Source organism: Protofrankia sp. CiP1_Cm_nod1 (assembly GCF_920888515.1).
Classification (GTDB): Bacteria; Actinomycetota; Actinomycetes; order Frankiales; family Frankiaceae; genus Protofrankia.
On record NZ_CAKKTM010000001.1, the window covers coordinates 24,229 to 45,762 of the forward strand.

At 67.2% G+C, this 21,534-nt stretch carries 20 protein-coding genes; 17 read left to right on the plus strand and 3 right to left on the minus strand.

Features of this window, described 5'->3' with window-relative positions; all coding sequences use genetic code 11:
• The 15 genes from NBX02_RS00110 to NBX02_RS00180 form a co-directional block, all read left to right on the plus strand.
• The coding region (locus NBX02_RS00110) for a hypothetical protein (RefSeq protein WP_250289438.1) at positions 1-691 on the plus strand (691 nt) is incomplete at its 5' end.
• Entirely contained in the window at positions 691-2,142 is a 1,452-nt protein-coding gene (locus NBX02_RS00115) for a pyruvate, phosphate dikinase (RefSeq protein WP_445548171.1), read from the plus strand. The genes NBX02_RS00110 and NBX02_RS00115, both read left to right, overlap by 1 nt.
• A 156-nt stretch (positions 2,143-2,298) precedes the next feature.
• A complete protein-coding gene (locus NBX02_RS00120; RefSeq protein WP_250289442.1) occupies positions 2,299-3,486 on the plus strand; it encodes a sugar ABC transporter substrate-binding protein in 1,188 nt (395 codons plus the stop codon).
• Positions 3,483-5,051, plus strand: a complete 1,569-nt coding sequence (locus NBX02_RS00125; RefSeq protein WP_250283614.1) for a sugar ABC transporter ATP-binding protein — start codon at positions 3,483-3,485, stop codon at positions 5,049-5,051. Before NBX02_RS00120 ends, NBX02_RS00125 begins: the two co-directional genes overlap by 4 nt.
• Positions 5,048-6,121: an ABC transporter permease gene (locus NBX02_RS00130; RefSeq protein WP_250283616.1), complete on the plus strand. Its 1,074-nt coding sequence runs from the start codon at positions 5,048-5,050 to the stop codon at positions 6,119-6,121. The genes NBX02_RS00125 and NBX02_RS00130 overlap by 4 nt, the downstream gene beginning before the upstream one ends.
• 60 nt (positions 6,122-6,181) lie before the next feature.
• Positions 6,182-7,798 (plus strand): PEP-utilizing enzyme, encoded by a 1,617-nt coding sequence (locus NBX02_RS00135; protein WP_250283619.1) that lies wholly within the window; start codon positions 6,182-6,184, stop codon positions 7,796-7,798.
• Positions 7,799-7,888: 90 nt separating this feature from the next.
• On the plus strand, positions 7,889-8,785 hold the full coding sequence (locus tag NBX02_RS00140; RefSeq protein WP_131790745.1) for an SDR family NAD(P)-dependent oxidoreductase: 897 nt from the start codon (positions 7,889-7,891) through the stop codon (positions 8,783-8,785).
• A gap of 6 nt (positions 8,786-8,791) precedes the next feature.
• Complete coding sequence (locus NBX02_RS00145; protein ID WP_250289444.1) at positions 8,792-9,958, plus strand: thiolase domain-containing protein; 1,167 nt, start codon at positions 8,792-8,794, stop codon at positions 9,956-9,958.
• Positions 9,955-10,371, plus strand: a complete 417-nt coding sequence (locus NBX02_RS00150; RefSeq protein ID WP_131790747.1) for a Zn-ribbon domain-containing OB-fold protein — start codon at positions 9,955-9,957, stop codon at positions 10,369-10,371. The genes NBX02_RS00145 and NBX02_RS00150 overlap by 4 nt, the downstream gene beginning before the upstream one ends.
• A gap of 20 nt (positions 10,372-10,391) precedes the next feature.
• Entirely contained in the window at positions 10,392-10,805 is a 414-nt protein-coding gene (locus tag NBX02_RS00155; RefSeq protein ID WP_445548173.1) for an FAS1-like dehydratase domain-containing protein, read from the plus strand.
• On the plus strand, positions 10,789-11,214 hold the full coding sequence (locus tag NBX02_RS00160) for a MaoC family dehydratase (protein ID WP_445548172.1): 426 nt from the start codon (positions 10,789-10,791) through the stop codon (positions 11,212-11,214). The genes NBX02_RS00155 and NBX02_RS00160 overlap by 17 nt, the downstream gene beginning before the upstream one ends.
• A gap of 9 nt (positions 11,215-11,223) precedes the next feature.
• On the plus strand, positions 11,224-11,655 hold the full coding sequence (locus NBX02_RS00165; RefSeq protein ID WP_250283627.1) for a nuclear transport factor 2 family protein: 432 nt from the start codon (positions 11,224-11,226) through the stop codon (positions 11,653-11,655).
• A gap of 77 nt (positions 11,656-11,732) precedes the next feature.
• Positions 11,733-12,902 (plus strand): acetyl-CoA hydrolase/transferase C-terminal domain-containing protein, encoded by a 1,170-nt coding sequence (locus tag NBX02_RS00170; protein WP_250283628.1) that lies wholly within the window; start codon positions 11,733-11,735, stop codon positions 12,900-12,902.
• The gene (locus tag NBX02_RS00175) at positions 12,899-13,390 is read left to right on the plus strand and encodes a MaoC family dehydratase (RefSeq protein WP_250283631.1); all 492 of its coding nucleotides are present in this window, start codon (positions 12,899-12,901) and stop codon (positions 13,388-13,390) included. The genes NBX02_RS00170 and NBX02_RS00175 overlap by 4 nt, the downstream gene beginning before the upstream one ends.
• Before the next feature lie 90 nt (positions 13,391-13,480).
• Positions 13,481-15,085: a GMC family oxidoreductase N-terminal domain-containing protein gene (locus NBX02_RS00180; RefSeq protein WP_250283633.1), complete on the plus strand. Its 1,605-nt coding sequence runs from the start codon at positions 13,481-13,483 to the stop codon at positions 15,083-15,085.
• A gap of 263 nt (positions 15,086-15,348) precedes the next feature.
• Here the strand turns inward: NBX02_RS00180 and NBX02_RS00185 are convergent, their stop codons facing one another.
• Genes NBX02_RS00185 through NBX02_RS00195 form a run of 3 tightly spaced genes read right to left on the minus strand, consistent with a single transcriptional unit; the run spans position 15,349 to position 18,086 of the window.
• Positions 15,349-16,119 (minus strand): SDR family NAD(P)-dependent oxidoreductase, encoded by a 771-nt coding sequence (locus NBX02_RS00185; RefSeq protein WP_131790153.1) that lies wholly within the window; start codon positions 16,117-16,119, stop codon positions 15,349-15,351.
• Between the two features lie 24 nt (positions 16,120-16,143).
• Positions 16,144-16,944: a crotonase/enoyl-CoA hydratase family protein gene (locus NBX02_RS00190; protein ID WP_250283635.1), complete on the minus strand. Its 801-nt coding sequence runs from the start codon at positions 16,942-16,944 to the stop codon at positions 16,144-16,146.
• 8 nt (positions 16,945-16,952) lie between these two features.
• Positions 16,953-18,086: an acetyl-CoA C-acyltransferase gene (locus tag NBX02_RS00195; RefSeq protein WP_250289446.1), complete on the minus strand. Its 1,134-nt coding sequence runs from the start codon at positions 18,084-18,086 to the stop codon at positions 16,953-16,955.
• Positions 18,087-18,199: 113 nt separating this feature from the next.
• Here NBX02_RS00195 and NBX02_RS00200 point away from each other — a divergent pair, with 113 nt between their 5' ends.
• Positions 18,200-19,555, plus strand: a complete 1,356-nt coding sequence (locus NBX02_RS00200) for an FAD-dependent oxidoreductase (protein ID WP_250283648.1) — start codon at positions 18,200-18,202, stop codon at positions 19,553-19,555.
• A gap of 30 nt (positions 19,556-19,585) precedes the next feature.
• A complete protein-coding gene (locus NBX02_RS00205) occupies positions 19,586-20,095 on the plus strand; it encodes a DoxX family protein (RefSeq protein WP_250283638.1) in 510 nt (169 codons plus the stop codon).
• Positions 20,096-21,534 lie beyond the last annotated feature (1,439 nt).

The window sequence follows — 21,534 nt, forward strand, 5'->3', positions numbered from 1 at the left end:
CCGTGCGTCCGGCGCCGCACCGCAGCCGTCCCCGGTCGCGCTGCTCACGACGCGACCCCACTATCCGGAGATACACGTAACCATGACTGACACCTCGACCGAGCTGGCGCTGCTCCAAGGAGCGCGGCTCAAGGGACGGCTCACGCCCGAGACCGCGGCTGTGTTCGTGGGTGACGAAGGGCAGGCGCTCCTGCAGGAGCTCGAGGCTCGTGGACTCCTTAAGGCGGGTGCCGCTGGAGCACGCCTCACGTCAGAGGGCAAGGAGCGGCTGGCGTCCCTGCTCGGCGAGGAGCGTGAGACAGCCGGGGTGGGCACACTGACCGGGCTCTACGCCGAGTTCGACGAGCCCAACCACACGCTCAAGGAGGTAGTCACCGCCTGGCAGCTGCGTCCTGGCGGGACAGTGAACGACCACTCCGACGCTGACTACGACCGGGAGGTCCTGGGCCGCGTCGAAGCGGTGCACGCTGTGGCTGCGCCGCTGGTCGAGCGGATCGCTGCGGAAGTGCCCCGCCTGGCGACATACTCCCGACGACTGGCTGCAGCCCTTGCGCGGCTGGATGCGGACCACCGCTTCTTGGCCAACCCGCTCGTGGACAGCTACCACCAGGTCTGGTTCGAGCTGCATGAAGACCTTCTCGGGCTGCTCGGCCTGGATCGCGAGGACGAGGCCAAGGCGGGCCGGGCCTAGTGAAACCAATCCTGCTCGACGGTTCTGTTGAGCTCGACCGCGACCTCGTCGGTGGTAAGGCGTGGGCTGTGAACCACCTGCGCCGGCTGGGGTTGCCGGTGCCGCCCGCCTTCGCCCTGGGGACGGATGTCTGTCGTACGACACTGCAGGATGGGGCGCTCTCCGTAGAGGCGACCAAGGCGCTCGACGTCGGGGTGCGACACCTGCAATCCGTCCTGGGCCGCTCGTTCGGCGGCGCGGAGAGCCCGCTGTTCGTGTCGGTGCGCTCGGGTGCAGCCCGCAGCATGCCCGGCATGATGGACACGGTCCTCAACGTCGGCGCGACGGCCACCACCCTGGCTGCCCTGGCAGAGGAGCATGGCGCCGAGGTGGCGGACGACGTGGGTGTCAGGTTCCTCCATCTGTTCGAGAAGGTCGTCGGCACCGTGCCGCCGGAGGACCCCTTCGAGCAGTTACTCGCGGCGGCCGAGGCTGTGTTCAGGTCGTGGATGTCTCCGCGTGCGACGGCCTACCGCCGTCACCACGGCCTTCCCGACGGCGGTGGGACGGCGGTGACCGTCCAGGCGATGGTGTTCGGCAACTTCGACCAGTGGTCCGGCACGGGGGTGCTGTTCACGCGCAACCCGCTGAGCGGCGCCCGCGCCCCGCTGGGTGAGTGGTTGCCGCTGGCGCAAGGCGAGGACGTCGTCTCCGGGCGGGTCACGCCACTCCCTCTGGATGCGCTCGCGCGCAGCATGCCCGAGATTCACGCGGAGCTGCTTGAGGCGGCGCAGCGGTTGGAAGCCGACGCCCGTGACGTCCAGGACGTGGAGTTCACCGTGGAGTCGGGTCGGCTCTGGCTGCTGCAGACGCGGTCTGCGAAGCGCTCTGCCGAGGCGGCTGTGCGCATCGCTGTCTCGATGCAACGGGAGGGGATCCTGACCACTTCGGAGGCGGTCGCTCGGCTTACGCCTGGCGACGTCGCTGCCATGCTTCGGCCCAGGGTCGATCCCGCAGCGGCCGCGGTCGCCACCGTCGTGGCGAAGGGCGAGCCGGCGTGCCCGGGCGTGGGGGTCGGCCTGGTCGTCGGTAGCGCGAACGAAGCCGAGGACCATGCGGACGCCGGCGAGGATGTCGTGCTGGCTACGCCCACGACCGACCCCGACGACGTGCACGGCATGGTCGTCGCCCGAGCGATCGTCACAGAGCTGGGTGGCTCCACCTCGCACGCCGCGGTGGTCAGCCGGGAGCTGGATCGGCCGTGCGTCGTGGGCTGCGGGGCGGGATTCCTTACGGATCTCGTCGGGCGTGAGGTGACCGTCGACGGAGGCGCCGGGCTCGTATACGAGGGCCGCCTTGCGGTCGTCCCTCCGGCCTCCGGCGACGACCCCGACCTGAGCCTGCTGACGCGGTGGCTCGGGGTCGAGTCGCCCGCCATGCTGCCGGCTGCTCTCGGTTACCCGGCGGACTGATCCTGCCTCGGGGACGTCCTTGCGTTGCTTGACAACGTTCGAAACCAATATAGGTTTAGACAGAAAATCTGTGACGGCTGTCACACCCCTCACTCGCGGCCGGCCCAGCGCTGTGAATAGACGACCGGCGCCGCCGGTCCAGGTAAGAGGAGCTCAATGCCCCACGTGTCCACGCCCGCACCGTTCTCGCGGCGCGGCGTCCTGCGTCCTGCAGCAGCAGCTGTTGCTGTCGGGACCTTTTTAGTTCTCGCCTTAGCCGGGTGTTCCAGCTCCGACGACGCCGGCAAGGATGCCGTCACCCCGACCGCGACGGGAAGCGCCTCCGCCGTGGTGGCGGCAGCCCAGGCAGAGGTGACGAAGCTGCTGCAGGCCCCGACGTCCATCGGGGTGACCGAGCCGTTGAAGAGTGCTCCGGGCAAGGGAGGCACGCTCGTCTTCCTCTCCTGCGAGAACGGTCTGTGCCAGGTGCTCGCCAAGGGTATGGGTACGGCGGCGAAGGCCGCGGGCCTCGAATACAAGAACCAGCCGATCAAGCTTGCAGACCCGGCGACGCTCATCGCCGGGATGCAGCAGGCCCTTGAGATGGACCCGAAGCCGGTGGGCGTGGCCTTCGCCGGCATACCGGAGGCCGTCTGGGGGAGCCAGGTCCCCGCGTTCCAGAAGGCCGGCGTGCCGCTCATCCCGATCGCTGTCGGTGAGACGACCGCGAGCCCGGTCGTCCCCGCAGGATCGCTTGACGGGCCCGCTGATGCTCGGACCCAGGCGATCGCGATCGCGAACTTCTTCATCGCGGACTCGCAGGGACGGGGCAAGTCGCTGATCGTGAACGTCCCGGACGTGGGCTCGCTCAAGATCGTGACAGACCAGTATGTGTCCACGGTCAAGTCGGGCTGCCCGGACTGCTCGGTGGGGACGGTCGACGTAACGCTGGCCCAGGTGGGCGGCGGACAGGTGGTGCCGGCGGTCGTGTCTGCACTCCAGCGCAACCGGGATGTGAAGTATGTGGTCACGGTGCAGGGCGAGTTCACGCAGGGCCTGCAAGCGGCGGTGAAGGCGGCGGGTCTTCCCGACGTCCAGCTGCTCGGCATCAACCCGGCCAAGTTCAACCAGCAGCAGGTGCAGACCGGCGAGGCGAAGGCGTTCACACTCCTGCCCTTCAACATCATGGCGTGGAAGGCCGTGGACGTCGCACTGCGCTATGCGCAGGGCATGTCCGTGGAACCGGGCGACGGTGCACTCCCGCTCCAGCTGCTCACTAAGGAGACGGTCGGGAGCCCGCAGGACTCGATCGACCGGCCCGAGGACTACGAGCAGCAGTTCAAGAAGCTGTGGAAGGTAGGGTGACCCCTCACGAGGTGGTGGAGCGGGCCAGCGGAGCTGGCCCGCTCCCGCCCAGCCTCCTCGTACGCGGCCTCAGCAAGAGCTTCGGCCCGACACGCGCGCTCGCTGACGTCGACCTACGGGTCGACGCCGGCACCGTGCACGCCTTGCTGGGGGAGAACGGCTCGGGGAAGTCCACGCTCATCAAGACGCTCTCCGGCTACCACCATCCCGATCCGGGCGGCAGCGTGGAAGTCGGCGGTCAGCCGCTGCAGGCCGGCGTTGCCTCCTCTGCCTACGACCTCGGCTGCCGCTTCGTGCACCAGGATCTCGGCCTCGTGGACACCTGCAGCGTGGCGGACAACGTCGCACTGACCGCGGGGTTCCCCACGCGCTGCGGTGCAGTGCGTCGCAAGGCCCTGCGGCGGCGCACGGAAGAGGCGCTTCAGCGTCTGGGCCTGGCGCTGGACCCCGATACGCTCGTGGGCGGACTGGCTGCCGCCGAGCGTACCGGTGTGGCTGTCGCAAGGGCCCTCGCGGACGCCGACAGGACCAGCGTGCGCCTGCTGGTCCTCGACGAACCAACGGCCACCTTGCCGGACACCGAGGTCAAACAGCTGCTGGCGGTGGTGCGGGCAGTGGCTGCGAGCGGCGTCGGTGTCCTGTATGTCACTCACCACCTGGACGAGGTGTTCGAGGTTGCCGATGACGTCAGCGTCCTGCGCGACGGCCGCAAGGTCGTGACCACCAAAGCAAGGGCCCTCACCAGGCGCGAGTTGGTGGAACATCTGGTAGGCGGCGAGCTGGAGGAGGTGAGCGCGGCGTCAGGCTCGTTGCCCACGGCGCACGCAGCTCCCGTGCTGCGTGTTCAGGATCTGTCGGCGGGTCCGCTGGTGACCGCGAACTTCACCGTCCGTCCGGGAGAGGTGGTCGGTGTCGCCGGTCTCACGGGTTCTGGGCGGGAGACGCTGCTCCCGGCGATCTTCGGTGCCATCCCGCGAAGCAGCGGCCGGGTCCAGATCGACGATGTGATCCTGGCTCCCGGACGACCAGACCGCGCGATCGCCGCGGGGCTCACGCTGCTGCCGGCCGATCGCGTTCGGCTGGGAGGCGTCATGTCGATGTCGGCGCGCGAAAACCTGACCCTGCCAGCCCTCCGGGCCCTCTGGCGCGCCCCGCGCTTACGGCGGCGACTCGAAGTCGCCCAAGCCCGAACGTGGTTCGAGCGGCTCGACGTCCGCCCGCGCGGCGCGGTGGACGCTCCCCTCGGGTCGTTCAGCGGTGGCAACCAGCAGAAGGTGCTGTTCGGCAAGTGGCTCAGATGTGCCCCTCGGGTTCTCTTGCTCGACGAGCCCACACAGGGTGTCGACATCGGTGCGAAGGCCGAGATCCACCGTCAGATCCTCTCGGCCGTGGAGACGGGGGCGGCGGCTGTCGTGAGCTCCTCGGACTATGACGAGCTGGTTGCCCTGTGCCGTCGCGTCATGGTGCTCCGCGACGGACGGTTTGTGGCCGAGTTGTCGAATGGCGCGCTGACCGTGGCCGAAGTGGCCCGCGAGGCGTTGGGCTCCGAGGACCGGGCAGCATGAGCGCCTCGCCGACCACGCGTCCTCGACCAGGCCTGGGCTTCGACCGTTTCTCCGGCCTGTACCTGTGGGCGCTCATCATCATCGTCTTCGGTATCTGGGTGCCAGACCTGTTTCTCACGATGGGCACCCTGCACTCGGTGGCCGCGCAACAGGCAATTGCGGCCATTGTGGCTCTCGCCGTCCTGGTGCCGCTCGCCGCGGGCGCCTACGATCTCTCCGTCGGTGCGACCGTCAACCTCGCGACCATCATCGTGACCGTCCTGCAGGCGGACAAGGGCTGGTCCATGTGGCCGGCCATCGGTGTCACGGTTGTCGCCTGCTTCGTCATCGGCGCCGTCAACGGCTTCGTGGTCGTGGTGCTGCGCGTCAACTCCTTCATCGCCACCCTGGGGGCGGCCTCGATCATCGCGGCACTTCAGTCAATCGTCTCTGGTCAGAGACAACCGCTTCCGCCCACGAGCCGAGCCTGGAGCGACCTCACTCAACGCGAGGTGCTCGGCTTTCAGATCGTCGTCCTGTACATGCTCGTGGTGGCCATCATCCTGTGGCTGGTGCTGTCGCAGACCCCGGTGGGACGCTATATCTACGCCGTCGGCGGGAATGCTGAGGCGGCTCGGCTGTCCGGCGTGCGGACGGGGACCTGGACGTGGTTCTCCCTCACGACGAGCGCGACGCTGTGCGGGATTGCGGGTGTCCTGTACGCATCCTTGTCAGGGCCGTCGCTGACGTTCGGCGGAGCGCTGCTGCTGCCAGCGTTCGCCGCAGTCTTCCTGGGGTCGACGCAGCTGCATCCGGGCCGCTTCAACGTGTGGGGGACGCTCATCGCCCTCTACGTCCTGGCCACCGGCATCAAGGGTCTCCAGCTCGTCACCGGCGTGCAGTGGCTGGCAGACCTCTTCAACGGTGTGGCCGTCATCACGGCTGTCGCCTTTGCGGTGTGGCGCCAGAGGAAGGCGCGCTCGAGGCGGGACGCGGCAGCCTCCCAGCGGAGCAAGGGAACGGGAAGTGCGGAAATGGATGTTGGAGGCGTGACTCCGGCGTCCGGTCAGCAGCCTGCGGCCGTGCGCTAACTGTTCGCGTGACTGGTGCCAGGACAGCACCGGGAGAGCGGCGACGAGAGGAATACGACCATGATCATGGAGCTGGCTGTCGAGCAGTGGGATCCGCTCCACAGCCGCAGCGCGCCCCAGGCTTTCTGGAGTACCTCGAACTTCGGTGAGGCGATGCCGGGTGTGATGACGCCTCTGGGATGGACGTTCTGGGGTCCGACGGCGGAGCGCGCCACCCGGGCGGCGTTCGGAAGCATGGGTGCGCTGACACGGAAGGAGAGCGGTTTCCCCGCCGACGAGCGGGACCGTGTGTGCAACGTCTTCTACGGCCGGGTGGCGGGCCGGGTGGACTTCCTGGTCGGGATCGGAGATCGCCTCCCCGGCACCTCGGGCGCGGCAGTGGCCGAGCAGGTGGTGGGTGCCATGCCGCCGGAGCTGGCGAGCAGCCCGAGCCGTCGTCGGTGGCCGGTCATCGCCCTACGCTTTCCCTACAGCTTCGCGACCATCGGGCGCAAGGTGCGCAGGGCGAACGCTGAGACGCAGCAGTGGTGGCTGGAGAGCGTCGGCAAGACGAAGGATCTCTCCCGTGCCGAGGCCATCCGGCAGTTTCACGAGGCCGCGCGGCGCTTCGAGCACAACGTGACTGTGCAGGGCATCCACGTCCTGTGCGCTGTGCAGCCGGTCTACGAGCAGCTCCGACGACTTGTCGAAGGCGCCGCCGTCGGGGAGGTGACGTCGTTCATGAGCGGGTACGGCGCACACGCGGAGAGCGCGATCGTGACCGACATGTGGGCCGCATCCAGGGACCGCCTGACCATCGAGGAGGTCGTGCGGCGACACGGTTTCCATGGGCCCCGCGAAGGTGAGATCTCAGGCCGTGTGTGGCGGGAGGACGACGCTGCATTGCGCAAGCTCCTGGAGGGCTACCGCGCGCTGGACGAGACCGCCGACCCTGCGCGCATCGAAGGACGGAAGCGACAGGCTCGTGAGGCGCTCGAGCGCAAGCTCCTGGCATCGTTGCCACGACACCGCCGCCCGGGCGCGCGTCTCGTCCTCCGCCTGGCGGCCAATGTCATCCCGCTGCGGGGGGTTGGCAAGGCCGCGTTCCTGCAGTCCCTCGACATGGCACGTGCAGCTGCGCGACGCATCGGGGAGCACCTCGTCGACGAGGGCCTGCTCGACGACGTCGAGGACGTCTTCTACCTGACGACAGACGAGATCGTCGCGCTTCCGCGCGATGCCCGTGAGCTGGTCGTCCGACGGCGTGAGCGCCGGGCCTACTACGAGACCCTGCAGATCCCGCCCGCGTGGCTGGGGCAGCCGGCCGCCCTCGACGAATCCGAAGTGGGGGACACCGCGCCGATCGTCGACGTGCTTGAGGGCGTTGGCGCAAGTCCCGGCACCGTCGAGGGAACGGTGCGCGTCGTGAGCGACCCCGATGACGCTGATGTCGAGCTGGGGGAGATCCTGGTCTCTCCGACGACCGATCCAAGCTGGGCCTCGATCATGTTCGTGTCCGGGGCCTTGGTCGTGGACATCGGCGGAGCCCTCAGCCACGCTGCGATCGTCGCGCGAGAGCTGGGTATCCCGTGCGTGGTCAACACCAGAGTCGGGTCCCAGGTCCTGCGGACAGGCGACCTCGTGCGGGTGGACGGCGCGTCGGGTCACGTGAGGGTTCTCAAACACGTCGATGCCTGACAGACCACAAATGAATCTTGATGTGTCTTGTCCTGATACCTAACCAATGTTAGATTCGGATTGGTGGGACGACCTTCGAAGGGACGGCTGATGGGAACACTCGACGGGCGGGTGGCGATTGTGACGGGTGCCGGCCGCGGGATCGGCGGCTCCGTCGCGCGACTGTTCGCGCGGGAGGGCGCGGCTGTAGTGGTAAACGACATCGGTGCTTCTCTGAACGGCCTGGAAAAGGACGGGAGTCCGGGTGAGGACCTCGTCAGGGAGATCCAGGACAGTGGGGGCACCGCCAAGGTGAATGGTGCGGACATCTCGGACCACGAGGCCGCCCGTGACCTCGTCGAGTCCACCATCGAGGAGTTCGGCAAGCTCGACGTGCTCGTGAACGTGGCGGGCATCCTGCGCGACCGGATGATCTTCAACATGGCCGAGGAAGAGTGGGACGCTGTCATCCGGGTCCACCTCAAGGGGCACTTCAACACGATCCGCCCGGCCGCTTCCTACTGGCGACAGCTCGGTGACGCGGCGGCCAACCACCGAATCATCAACTACACCTCTCGGGCGGGCCTGCACGGCGCCCCGGGCCAGCCCAACTACTCAGCCGCGAAGATGGGCATCGTGGGACTCACCTACTCGTGCGCCGTGGCCCTGAAGAAGTACGGCGTTACGACGAACGCGATCTCGCCGGCGGCTGCGACGCGCATGACGGACACGGCCAAGAAGTCGGGAGTCGACGGACCGGGAACCGACAAGCTGTCCCCGGACAACATCGCCCCCATCGCTGCCTGGCTGGCTTCGGAGCAGTCGGCGTGGTGCAACGGTCACGTCATTCACGCGCGAGGTCTTGAGGTGTCCCTGTACAGCGACCCGCAGCCACTGGTCACCGTAAGCGCAGAGGGCGAGGCCTGGGATCTGTCCACGATCGGCAAGCAGGTGGAACAGGCGTTCCGACCAGTCACGGACGCCGCGCCGGCGAATCCCTTCGTCTGACCGGCTGTGACCATCCGACGCAAGGCCTTCATCGCTGGGGCCTACGAGCATCCTGGACGAGAGCTGCCCGACAGGTCCATCGCGCAGATCCATGCGGAGGTGGCTCTCGGGGCACTGGCTGACGCCGGTCTGACGTTGGCCGATGTCGACAGCTACTTCACCGGAGGGGACGCGCCGGGACTGGGTGGCCTCGCCATGGCGGACTATCTCGGCCTCTCGGTGCGCTACATGGACTCCTCCGACATGGGGGGCTCGGTTTACCTCAGCCACGTCGGGCATGCTGCTGCCGCGATCGCCACCGGGAAGTGCAGCGTCGCCCTCATCACCCTCGGCGGCCGACCGCGTACCACGGCGTTGCGCGCACCCGGTCAGCTGATGGGCGCTCCGCCCGAGGCGGCCTTCGAGCCCGTCTTCGGCATGAACGTCAGCGCGGTCTACGCGCTCGCTGCGGCGCGCCACATCCACGAGTACGGCACGACCAGCGAGCAGCTGGCCGAGATCAAGGTGGCCGCCTCGTCTCATGCGCAGCACAACGAACGTGCACTGCTACGCAAGGTCGTCACCGTCGAGGACGTCGTGAACAGCCCGATGGTGAGCAGCCCGCTGCACAGGCTCGACTGCTGCGTCGTCACCGACGGGGGCGGCGCCCTCGTTCTCGTCAACGAGGACATCGCGAAGAGCCTGGACCGTCACTGCATCGCGGTCCTGGGGCACGGGGAGGCCATCGAGCACACGAAGGGCGGCTGGCAGGACGTGACGGTTACCGGAGGAGTCCGGTCCGGTCGCGATGCCTTCGAAGAGGCGGGCGTCAGCCGTAGCGACATCGACTACGTCGGGCTGTACGACTCGTTCACGATCACGGTCCTGCTGGCGCTCGAGGACCTCGGTTTCTGCGACAAAGGCGAGGGCGGCAAGTTCGTGCTCGGCGGAACCCTGCAGGCGCCGTTCGGCAAGCTGCCGTTCAACACCGACGGTGGTTCGCTCTGCAATAACCACCCCGCCAACCGAGGCGGCATGACGAAGATGATCGAGGCGGTCCGCCAGCTGCGCGGGGAGGCACACGCTGCCGTGCAGGTACCTGACTGCGAGATCGCCCTGGCGCACGGCACGGGTGGCTGGCTGTCCACGCGGATGGGCAATGCCACCGTCATCCTCGGCAGGGAGGACGTATGACAACGGGCGCGGGGCTGCCGGCCCCGATACCGGAAGTGCAGCCGGAGACAGCAGCATTCTGGGAGGCGACATCTCGCGGTGTGCTGCTCGTCCAGCGCTGCACGGCCTGTAGCACGTCCGTGTGGTACCCGCGTTTCCTGTGTTCGAACTGTCACAGTGACGAGTTGGAGCAGGTCGAGGCTTCCGGGCGCGGAACGGTGTACAGCTTCACGCTGACGACCCGAGGGATCCTCGAGTACAAGGATTGCGGTCCCTACGTGCTCGCCCTCGTCGAGCTCGAGGAGGGCCCGAAGATGCTCACCAACATCGTGGAGTGTGACCCCGAGACGCTCGCCATCGGACAGCCCGTGCAGGTGGTGTTTCACGACACGGGAGCTGGTTCGGCGTTGCCACGCTTTCGTCCGGCGGTTTGACGGTGGGACAGCGCTTCCCGGTGGAGGAGGGTCATGTCATGGCCTTCGCCCGCGCGGTTGGGGAGCCCATGCCCTCGCCTGAGCGGGTCGTGCCTCCCACTTTCACGGCGACCTCGATCCAGCATGATCCCGAGCACATGCGGGGCATGTGCCCCACGGGTGCGTTGGCTGTCGCTCCTGTGGGCGGTGGTGAGCTGCTCCACGCCGAGCAGCACTTCGAGTACTTGCTGCCCGTTCATCTCGGTGACGTTCTCGATGTGACGGAGGAGTACGGCAGGCGCTGGACCAAGAACAGCAAGCGCGGAGGCGAGCTGTTGTTCACCGAGCTCGTGAAGGAGCTGCGCAACCAGCACGGCGCAGTTGTCGTGCGGTCGCGGATGGTGCTGGTCGAAACTCCGCCGACGTCAGCGAGCGTCGATGAACGTCCTGCCTGAGGTCGGCCAGGTCCGCAGCATGGTCGTGTGCGCCGAAGTGACCAGAACGCAGATCGTGCAGTACGCCGGGGCGTCCGGCGACTTCAGCCCGTTGCACACCGACGAACCGGCGGCCAGGGCCGCGGGTAACGCGTCGATCATGGCGCACGGGATGATGACGATGGCTTTGAGCAGCCGAGTTGTCACCTCGTGGTTTGGTATCGAGTCGCTGCGCACGTTCGGCGTCCGATTCACGGCGCCCGTGTGGCCGGGGGACCGGCTGACCACCACGGCCACCATTGCCGCGGTCGACATTCACGGTTCCTGCGCTCGGGTACAGATCACCCTGAAGACGACCAACGACGATGGCCGACTGGTGCTGCACGGCGACGCTGCTGTGGCGATTGACTTCGGTTCAAAACAGAAGTAGAAAACAGAAATGGTCACACCATGGGAACATCCGCACGCCACGGCAGTGCGTAACCTCATGCGGGCCTTCACCGAACGCGACCGCCCCACGATCGAGGCGCTCCTGGCGCCTGGCTGTGTGTGGCGGGTCCCGGGAAACAATGCGCTCGCCGGTGAGTATGCCGGACGTGCGGAAGTCATGGGCCTGTTCGGCATGATGCGGCGGATCCTGACCCGGCCGGCCACCTTCGAAGTAATTGACATCGCGATGAGTGACGACCGGGCGATCGTTTTTCAGTATGGCGTCATCACGATCGGTGATCGCGTCCTGCGCATGAAGGAGTGCCTCATCTACCGTTTCGAAGCGGACTTGATTGCCGAGGTGGACGAGTTCCAGTACGACCAGGCGGCCTTCGACGCCGTCTTCGCCGTCGGCCTGACCGCGGGGAGTGGTCCTACGTGAAGGCCCTGCCACACCGCACCCCCCGTGAGGCCCTTGCGCGGGTGCCCAACGGAAGTCACCTGGTGTCGGCTCCTGGCATGGGCGCCCCGACGACGCTGCTCGACGCCTTGAGTGAGGTAGCGCCCGGACGCGGCTGGACGCTGTCATCGGGACTGCTCCTCAGCGGTTACCCGTTCGTCGACGCCGTGACAGCGGGGGAGATGACCTATCGCACCTGGCATGTCATGCCTCCGATCCGCGACCTGGTCGCCGAAGGGGTCATCGGCTACGTCCCCGCTCGGGCCTCGCGTCTTGGGGCCCTGCTCGAGCGCTGGCGCGTCGGAGTTGCCCTCGTGCGGGTAAGCCCACCGGACGCTCGAGGTCATTGCTCGCTCGGGCCCTCTGTCAGCTATGGGCTGTCGGCGCTGCATACAGCACAGACCTTGATTGCTGAGGTCGATGCCAGCGTGCCCCGGACTCACGGTGAGTCATGTGTGCATGTGTCGATCTTCGATTCGCTCATCGAGTCCGTAACGCCGTTGCCGACTTATACCTCCGCGAAGCCGGACGAAATCTCCACGGTGATCGCCAGGAACGTCCTGCAGCTGCTTCCAGGGAACCCCACGCTCCAGATCGGCATCGGCGCCATCCCCGAAACGCTCGTGCGTTCCCTGGCATCGGCTGACCTGGGCAGTGTGCGTTTCGTCGGCATGGCGACAGACGAAATGGTGGACCTCTTCGCGGCAGGGATACTCAGTGCCGGTGATGTGGTACCCACCCCCGCCGTGCTGAGCCCCGACATGATGGGCACGCAGAAGCTGCTCCGGTTCAGCGACGACAATCCTGCCATCGGGATGTATCCGTCGTCGGTCTCACATGACGCCACCCGGCTGGGAGAGATCGAGCGCTTCGTGTCCATCAACACGGCGGTCGAGGTGGACCTGGCCGGGAACGTCAACAGCGAGACCGTCAATGGCCGCCAGATCTCCGGTACCGGAGGAAGCCTGGACTATGTGGACAGTGCCACGCGGTCGCCTGGCGGCATGCGTATCATTGCCCTCCCGTCCGCCTCCTCCGGAGGAAAGGTGTCGCGGATCGCAGCATCGGTCCGGACGGTCACCATCCCACGCACGATGGTCGACGTGGTCGTGACCGAGTACGGGGTGGCTCGCCTGGACGGCCGGACCACGCGCGAGCGGGGAGAAGCCCTCATCGCAATCGCACACCCTGACCACCGCGATGCACTCCGAGAGGCGGCCCCCTGGTGACCACCCACACGCGGCGAGGGCGCTACCTCGACGAGCTTGTGGTCGGCGACGTGTATTCGCATCGTCCGGGACGCACCGTCACCGACACCGACAACGTACTCTTCACGACCCTCACCATGAATACTCAGAGCCTCCACCTGGACGCCGACTATGCTTCGCGCACCGAATTCGGCAAGGTCCTCGTGAACAGCCTCTTCACGATGTCCACCGTCGTCGGTCTGAGCGTCGGCGACCTCACGGAGGGCACGACGGTGGCCAACCTCGGCTTCGGCGAGATCGTCTTTCCGGCCCCGGTATTCGTCGGAGACACGCTGTTCGCGGAGACCGAGGTCGTCTCCGTCCGGGAGTCGTCCTCTCGCCAGGGGCAGGGTGTCGTCGAGTTCGAGCACCGGGGTCTCAACCAGAGGGGCGAGCTCGTCTGCCGTGCCCGTCGCGTGGCACTCATGCTGGCGGCGCCCACTGGTGAGAGCCGTGGTCAGACGCGTTGACGCATTCGAATCTGAGGCAGATTATGTACGCCAGCGTCACCGAAACGTTGTTGGCCGCTCGCGGCCGAGGCACCAGGACGGGGAGCAGGCATGACGGACGAGACCTATGACTACGTCGTTGTCGGTGGCGGTTCTGCTGGCGCCGTCGTCGCCAGTCGCCTCGCGGAAGGGGGCGCCCACATCCTGCTCCTCGAAGCCGGCAAGAACGACCGTCGTCGTTTGGAGATCCTGGTCCCCGCCGGCGTCGCGGTCGCCTATGAGAAGCACAACTGGAAATACCCTGCCGAGCCGGATCCTTCCCGCGGCAACCGCCCAGAGGCATGGATGGCGGGCAAGGTGATGGGTGGAGGCGGGTCGATCAACTCCTGCGTCTACGTCCGCGGCAACCGAGCCGACTACGACGGCTGGGCCGAGTTGGGCTGCAAGGGGTGGGACTACGAATCCGTGCTGCCGGCCTTCAAGCGCATCGAGACCTGGGAAGGGGGCGAGAATTCCTTTCGCGGCGGCAGCGGTCCCATCTCCGTAACCACGCAATGCAACCGAGGCCAGGCCAACATGGCCTTTGTCGAGGCGGCCAAGCAGGCCGGATACCCCGAGACCGCGGACTACAACGGCGAGACGCAGGACGGCGTAGCTCTGGCGCAGGTCAACCACCGCCGCGGCACCCGCTCCTCGTCCTCGCGTGAGTACGTCAAGCGTATCGCTCCGAGGAACCGGCTGACCGTGCGGACGCAGGCCACGGTGGCGCGCGTTCTGCTCGAGGGCAAGGTAGCCGTCGGCGTGGAGTACGAGCACAAGGGCGACGTGAGGCGAGCCCGTGTCCGGCAGGAGGTCGTACTCAGCGCTGGCACCATGGCAACGCCGAAGCTACTCATGCTCTCAGGCATCGGACCCTCTGCGCACCTGCGTGAGCACGGCATCGACCTCGTGCACGACCTCCCCGGCGTCGGCTCGAACCTGCACGAACATGCCTACCTCATGCAGCGTTACCACGCGAAGATCCATACTTTCAACAAGCCGAGGGTCGGCGACGTGCTCGGAGGCCTCAAGGACTACGTTCTGCACGGCACCGGCGTGCTCGCGCTCACGATGGTCCAGGTCCAGGTCATGGCCAAGACAGACCCTTCGCTGCCGGCACCGGACGTGCAGCTGCAGTTCACCCCCATCGCCATCACACGCGACGTCGACGACAACGGCATGTTCAACGTTCAGCCGGCCAAGCAGGAGGGTTTCCTCGCCTCTTCGACCTTTACCCACACCCGCTACCGCGGTCGAATCAGCCTGCGCAGCGCAGACCCGATGGAGCCGCCTCGGATCGAGATGCAGCTCCTCGGGCATCCCGATGACCTTCGCGACACGCTGCGGGGTCTGCGACTGGTTCAGGAGGTGATGGAGCAGCCCGCCATGAGGGAGATCACCGCCGGGCGCTTCGCCCCCGAGTCGGAGTGTCGAACGAATGCGGACTGGGAGGCGTACGCGCGTGGCAATGTCGTCCCGTCCTACCACCCGGTAGGCAGCTGCAAGATGGGTGTCGATGGCGACGCGGTGGTCGACCCCGAGCTACGAGTGCACGGCATCGGTGGGCTGCGCGTGATCGACGCCTCGGTCATGCCGAAGGTGACCACGGGCAACACCAACGCACCGTCCATCATGATTGGTGAGCGCGGGGCGGATTTCCTGCTTGGCCGTTCTTGACCCGCACTGCTTGATGATGCTGGTCGAGCGATCGTACTGGAGACAGTCTTCCGTAGTACCCGGCTTCCGTAGTACCCGGCGCCGTCGGTACATCGCCATGATGTTGCAAGCCCGACGGCCTGGGGGCATGCCGACCGGCGACAGGGCTGCGCGCCATGAGCGCCGATCAGTCAGCGACCGGCTGCACGCCCCGAACAGGGGTGCTGACCCCACTGGGACAACAGCGGAGGCAGGCGAGGCAGCCGGTCGGCGAGGTTACTCGGTTACTTCGGCCCGAAGCGCTGGGCCCCGTCAATGCGGATGGTCTCGCCGTTGATGTAATCGTTGCCGACGAGGAACGACACCAGATCCGCGTACTCGTCGGCGCGTCCCATGCGCTTGGGGAAGGGAACGGATTTTCCCCAGGTCTCGTGGGCGGTCCCCTCGTCCAGCTGAAAGGCGGGTGTGAAGAAGGTGCCGGGAGCGATGGTCACCACCCGGATCCCCACGGCAGCGAGGTCACGTGCCGCGACCAGCCCCAGTCCGACAACGCCGCCCTTGGCCGCGCTGTAGTCGCTCTGCCCGATCTGGCCTTCGAATGCTGCGATGCTGGCCGTGTTGACGACGAGACCCCGCGCACCGGAGTCGAGCGGCTCGAGTGTCGCCATGGCCGCTGCGACCTGCCGGAGAAGATTGAACGTCCCTGACAGGTAGATACGGATCGTCCGATCGAAAAGCTCCTGCGGTATGGGTGCGCCACTCCGGTCCAGGATGCGCTGCTGAGCAACGGGTCCGGCGTGCGCGCAAACGGAGACACGCAGTTCCCCAAGCTCCGAGGCAGCCGCGATGGCCTGCGTCACGGACTTTTCGTCCGTGACGTCGGTTCGCACGAAGACAGCGGCCTCGCCAAGGTCCTGGGCGAGTGCCTTCCCTCGATCTTCCGCAAGGTCGGCGATCACCACCCGCGCGCCGTCGGCTACCAGCCGGCGTACCGTCGCCTCGCCGAGGCCGCCGGCCCCCCCGGAAACGAGCGCTGCCTTGCCACGGATCTCCACTGATGTCCTCTCGTCGATGGTGGTCTAGCGGGCCAGCCAGATCGGCGAGCGCTTCTCTGCGAAGGCTCGTGGGCCCTCCTTGGCGTCTTCCGACAGCGCCAGTACCGCGAACTCCCGCTCGGTGAGCGCCCAGAGGCTGTCCTCGTCGTGCCGGGCGCCGTCATCGGCGCCGTAGGCGATCCTCTTGCTGGCCTGGACAGCGAGCGGGGCGTTGGCGGCGATCTGCGCCGCTAGGCCCATCGCGGCGTCAAGGGCCCCTCCGGCCGGCACTACGCGATTGATCAGACCCCAGCGCAACGCGTCTGTGGCACTCATCGGTTCACCTGTGAGGAGCAGCTCGAGGGCGACGCGGTGAGGGAGCTGTCGGATCAGGCGGAACGCACCTCCCGCTCCGGCGACCAGCCCCCGCTTCACCTCGGGGAGCCCGATCGTCGCCGTCTCGACGGCGACGACGAGGTCGCATGACAGCGCGAGTTCGGTCCCGCCACCGAGTGCGGCGCCGTTGACCGCGGCGATGGTGGGCTTGGACGTGAAGTGGTTGGCGAAACCGGCGATGCTCCAGTGCTCCCTGCCGACCGGCAGGATGCGTTCGCCACGCATGATCGCCTTGAGGTCGGCGCCCGCGCTGAAGGCCTGGTCACCCGCTCCGGTGAGGATGATCACGCGGACGTCTGGATCACTGTCTGCAGCCGCCACCGCGTTCCCCACCAGCAGGCAGACATCGTGGTCGACCGCGTTGCGGGCGTCGGGGCGGTTGAGCGTGATCACGACGACATGGTCGTGGCTGGAGACCAGCACTTTGCCGGGGTCACTCACCTCAGGCATCGTGCTCCTCACAGCAGTTCGAAGATGGTCGCATTGGCTTGACCGCCGCCCTCGCACATGGTCTGCAAGCCGTAGCGGATGCGGTTGTCGCGCATGTGGTGCAGCAGCGTGGTCGTGATCCGGGCGCCTGACCCGCCGACCGGGTGCCCGAGCGCGATCGCGCCCCCGCGGGGGTTCACGATCGCGGCGTCCGCTCCGATCTCGGCCAGCCAGGCCAACGGCACCGAAGCGAAGGCTTCGTTGACCTCGAAGGCGCCGATGTCATCCACCTTGAGGTGCGCACGCTGCAGAGCCTTGCGGGTGGCAGGGATCGGCCCCGTCAGCATGACGACCGGGTCGTCACCGATCACGACCGACGTGTGAACGCGCGCCAGTGGCTCCCAGCCGTGGTGGCGAGCGATCTCGCTGGTGGTCACGAGCAGGGCGGCCGCACCGTCGGTGATCTGGGACGAGTTGCCTGCTGTGACCACGCCCTCCTCCTTGAAGGCCGTCCTGAGTGCTGCCAGAGTATCGAGCGTTCCACCGCGCCGGACGCCCTCATCCCGCTCCAAGCCACCTACCGCCACGATCTCCCTGTCGAACGCCCCAGAGTCCAAGGCGGCGGCGGCCCGGGCGTGGGACTCGAGCGCGTATTGGTCGAGGTCGTTGCGGCTGAGTCCCCATCGCTCGGCGATGAGCTCCGCCCCGAGGCCCTGATGCGGCGTGGCGCCGAAGCGCTCCTGCCAACCCGTACCGCCGTACGGGTCTCCCCCGATGGTGAACGCCAGGCCCATGGGGATGCGCGACATGGACTCCACGCCACCGGCGACGGCCACGTCGTAGTGGCCGGCGATCACCCCAGCCGCGGCGAAGCTGAGTGCCTGCTGCGAACTCCCGCAGGCACGGTCGACCGTCACACCTGGCACGTGCTCGGGCCAACCTGCCGACAACGCGGCTGTGCGGGCGATGTCTCCGGTTTGCTCGCCGACCTGCCCGACGCATCCCCAGACCACGTCGTCGACGAGCGCGGGGTCGAGATCGGCGCGTCCGGCGAGCTCGCGCAGCACCGTGGCGCTGAGGTCCGCCGGGTGCACATCGGCCAGCCCCCCTCCGCGCTTGCCCAGCGGCGTACGGACGGCTTCGACGACGACGGCGTCTCGCATACGGCTCCTTGCGGCACGGCCCCTCGGCTGCGGGGCTTGTTCTGGAGACAAATCTAAACCATAGTTGAATCGATGCTGCAAGGGTCTTTGGGCAGCGGAAAGGAGCTGAGGTGATGGGCAAGGCGCTCAGGGTGGCCGTCGTCGGTGCAGGGCCTGCCGGCCTCTACACCGCGGACGCCCTCCTGTTCCAGCGGGACGTGCCGGTCGAGGTCGACGTCTTCGATCGCCTACCCACCCCCTTCGGCCTGCTGCGCTACGGCGTGGCTCCTGATCATCTCAAGATGAAGTCGCTCACGAAGGTGCTACAACGCACCCTCGACGACGACCGGGTCCGCTTCTTCGGCAGTGTCGTTATCGGCAAGGACCTCACGGTGGAGGAACTCCGCGCCCGCTACCACGCCGTGGTCTATGCGTTCGGAGCATCCACGGACCGCAGGCTCGGCGTCCCAGGTGAAGCCCTCCCAGGCTCGGCCTCCGCCACGCACTTCGTGCACTGGTACTCGGGGCACCCTGACGTTCCCGCCGACACCTTCCGCCTTGACGCGGAGGCTGTGGCCGTCGTCGGCGTCGGGAACGTGGCCATTGATGTCACGCGAATGCTCCTGAAGGACGCCGGGGCCCTTCGCCGTACTGACATCCCCGACCCGGTGCTGGACGTTTTGGCAGCGAGCAAGGTCCGCGAGGTGCATCTGCTCGGTCGTCGCGGTCCGGCCCACGCGAGCTTCACGAGCAAGGAGCTCAGGGAACTCGGCAACCTCGAGGGTGTCGACGTCGTCGTCGACCCGGCACAGCTCGAGCTCGACGATGTCACCGCTGCACGCTGCGCCGACAACCCCGACGTGCAGCGCAACCTCACGATCCTCCGGGAGTGGTCCGGCCGCCCGAGGTCCGCAGCGGCCCGGTCGCTGCACATTCGGTTCTGGACGCGCCCTGTCGAGCTCAGGGGCGAGGGCGCCTTGCAGGCGGTCGTGCTGGAGGAGACGACTCTCTCCGGCGCTGGCGCCGTCGTCTCGACCGGGCGGTGCGCCGAGATCCCGGTCCAACTGCTTCTCCGCTCGATCGGCTATCGCGGTGTGGCTGTCTCGGGTGTCCCGTTCGACGAGGAGCGCGGCACGGTTCCCTCCGTCGACGGGCGGGTGTCGCGCGACGGCGCGTCGCCTCCCGGTGAGTACGTTGCCGGCTGGATCGGGCGCGGCCCCGTCGGTGTCCTCGGCACAAACAAGTCCGATGCCGAGGTGGTCGTACAGCGGTTGCTCAGCGACGCAGCCTTTCTGACAGCCGGGTCCTCCCAGCTCTCCGACGTCACGACACTGCTTCGCGGGCGCAAGGTGGCGTTCGTCGACTGCTCCGGATGGGGTGCGATCGATGCGGCCGAGATCGCCCGGGGGGCCGAGCGTGAGCGGCCGCGCGCGAAGATCGCCACGTGGGCGGAACTGCTGGTGGCGGCACATTCGGCTGACGTCGTCTGAGTCTCGCGGACGAGACGGAAAGAAGGTCTGGTGGATGGAGTCGACCTTGCGGCACTGCTGTTCCGGACGACGCTGGGAGGGGTGATGCTCGCGCACGGGTGGAATCACCTGTTCGGGCCGGGTGGTGTTGACGGCACTGCTCGCTGGTTCGGCAGCATGGGCCTGCGCCCTCCACGGGTGCATGCGCTGGCCAGCGGCTCGATCGAGTTGGCGTCAGGTGCAGCGCTCCTTCTGGGCCTGCTGACGACGCTCTCGTGCGCAGCGGTGATCGGCGTGATGACGGTGGCATTCGTAACCGCACACCGGCGCAACGGGTTCTTCATCTTCAAGCCAGGCCAGGGCTGGGAGTACGTCGCGGTGCTCGCCGTCGTCACAGCGGCGCTGGGAGCCTTGGGGCCCGGTGAGGTGTCGGTGGACCAGCTGCTGGGGTTTGCTGACGAGCTGGACGGCGGGCTCGGCCTGCTCGTGTCGGCTGGGCTCGGGCTGGCCGGCGCCGCCGTGCTGCTGGCGGTCGCCTGGAGACCGGACCCACCTGCATGACGAGGTCAACCGCTGCACTAGTCGTTGAATGCAACTTAGATTCTCGCCCGAGAAGCGTGCTGGGGTCACGTCAGTGGTCTCACGGAGAAGGACTGTCATGACAGCGCAGGTACAAGAGCAGGCACAAGAGCAGGGCACGACGGGACCTGCCCTGATCGAGGTGCGCTGCCCCGCAGACGGGCGGCTCATCGCGTCGGTCCCCGATGAAGGTCCGGAAGGCGTAGCCGCAGCCGCAAAAAGGTTACGGGAGGCGCAGCCGGCGTGGGAGGACTTGGGTCCTGATGGTCGCGCCAAGCACATGTTTCGCTTCCTCGACTGGATCCTGGACAACGAGAAACACCTTGTCGGCCTCATGCAGGAGGAGACTGGTAAGTCCTGGGGCGACGCGGGCCTCGAGGTTGCTATGGCGGTGGACCTCATCAACTACTACGGCAAGCACGCCAAGGAATTCCTCGCCGACCGCAAGGTGAAGTCCTGGGGTGCTGCCGGTATGACGAAGAACCTGAGAGTTTTCGCGCGCCCGTACCAGCTCGTCGGAATGCTCACCCCTTGGAACGGGCCACTGGGTGGCCCCATGCTCGACGGCGTACCCGCGCTCATGGCCGGTTGCGCAGTCCTGTTCAAGCCATCGGAGTTCACGCCTCTGACCTGGGCGGAAGCAACCCGCGGCTGGCTCGAGGAGGTACATGCCCCCCCAATCCTCGCGAACATCACAGGTGGGCCCGGGACTGGAGCGGCGGTCGTGGAGGAAGTCGACATGGTCGCCTTCACGGGTTCCACCAGGACCGGTCGCAAGATCGCGGCAAGGGCTGGGGATCGTCTCATTCCCTGCAGCCTTGAGCTCGGAGGCAAGGATGCGATGGTCGTGCTTTCCGACGCCGACCTTGAACGTGCCACCAGCGCGGCCGCTTGGGGTGCGATGTGGAACTCGGGTCAGATCTGCATTTCCGTCGAGCGCTGCTACGTCGAGGAGCCCGTGTACGACGCGTTCGTCGAAAAGGTGACACGGAAGGTCAAGACCCTGCGACAGGGCATGGACCCCGACGGTAGTTACCAGACCGACATCGGCTCGATGGAGAACGCCAACCAGCTGGCCATCGTTGAGAGCCACGTCGAGGACGCCGTGCGCAAGGGAGCCAAGGCCCTCACGGGCGGCAAGCGCGGGGCCACCGGCTTCTTCTTCGAGCCGACCGTTCTCGTCGACGTCGACCACTCGATGCAGTGCATGCGGGACGAGACCTTCGGTCCAACTCTGCCGATCATGAAGGTGGCGGACGAAAAGGAGGCCATCCGGCTCGCGAATGACTCGCCTTACGGGCTGTCGTCGAGTGTCTGGAGCAAGGACCGCAAGCGCGCCGACCGTGTTGCGCGACAGATCGAGGCCGGCGCCATCAACATCAATAATGTCTCTTATACACATCTGACGCTGCCGACGACTA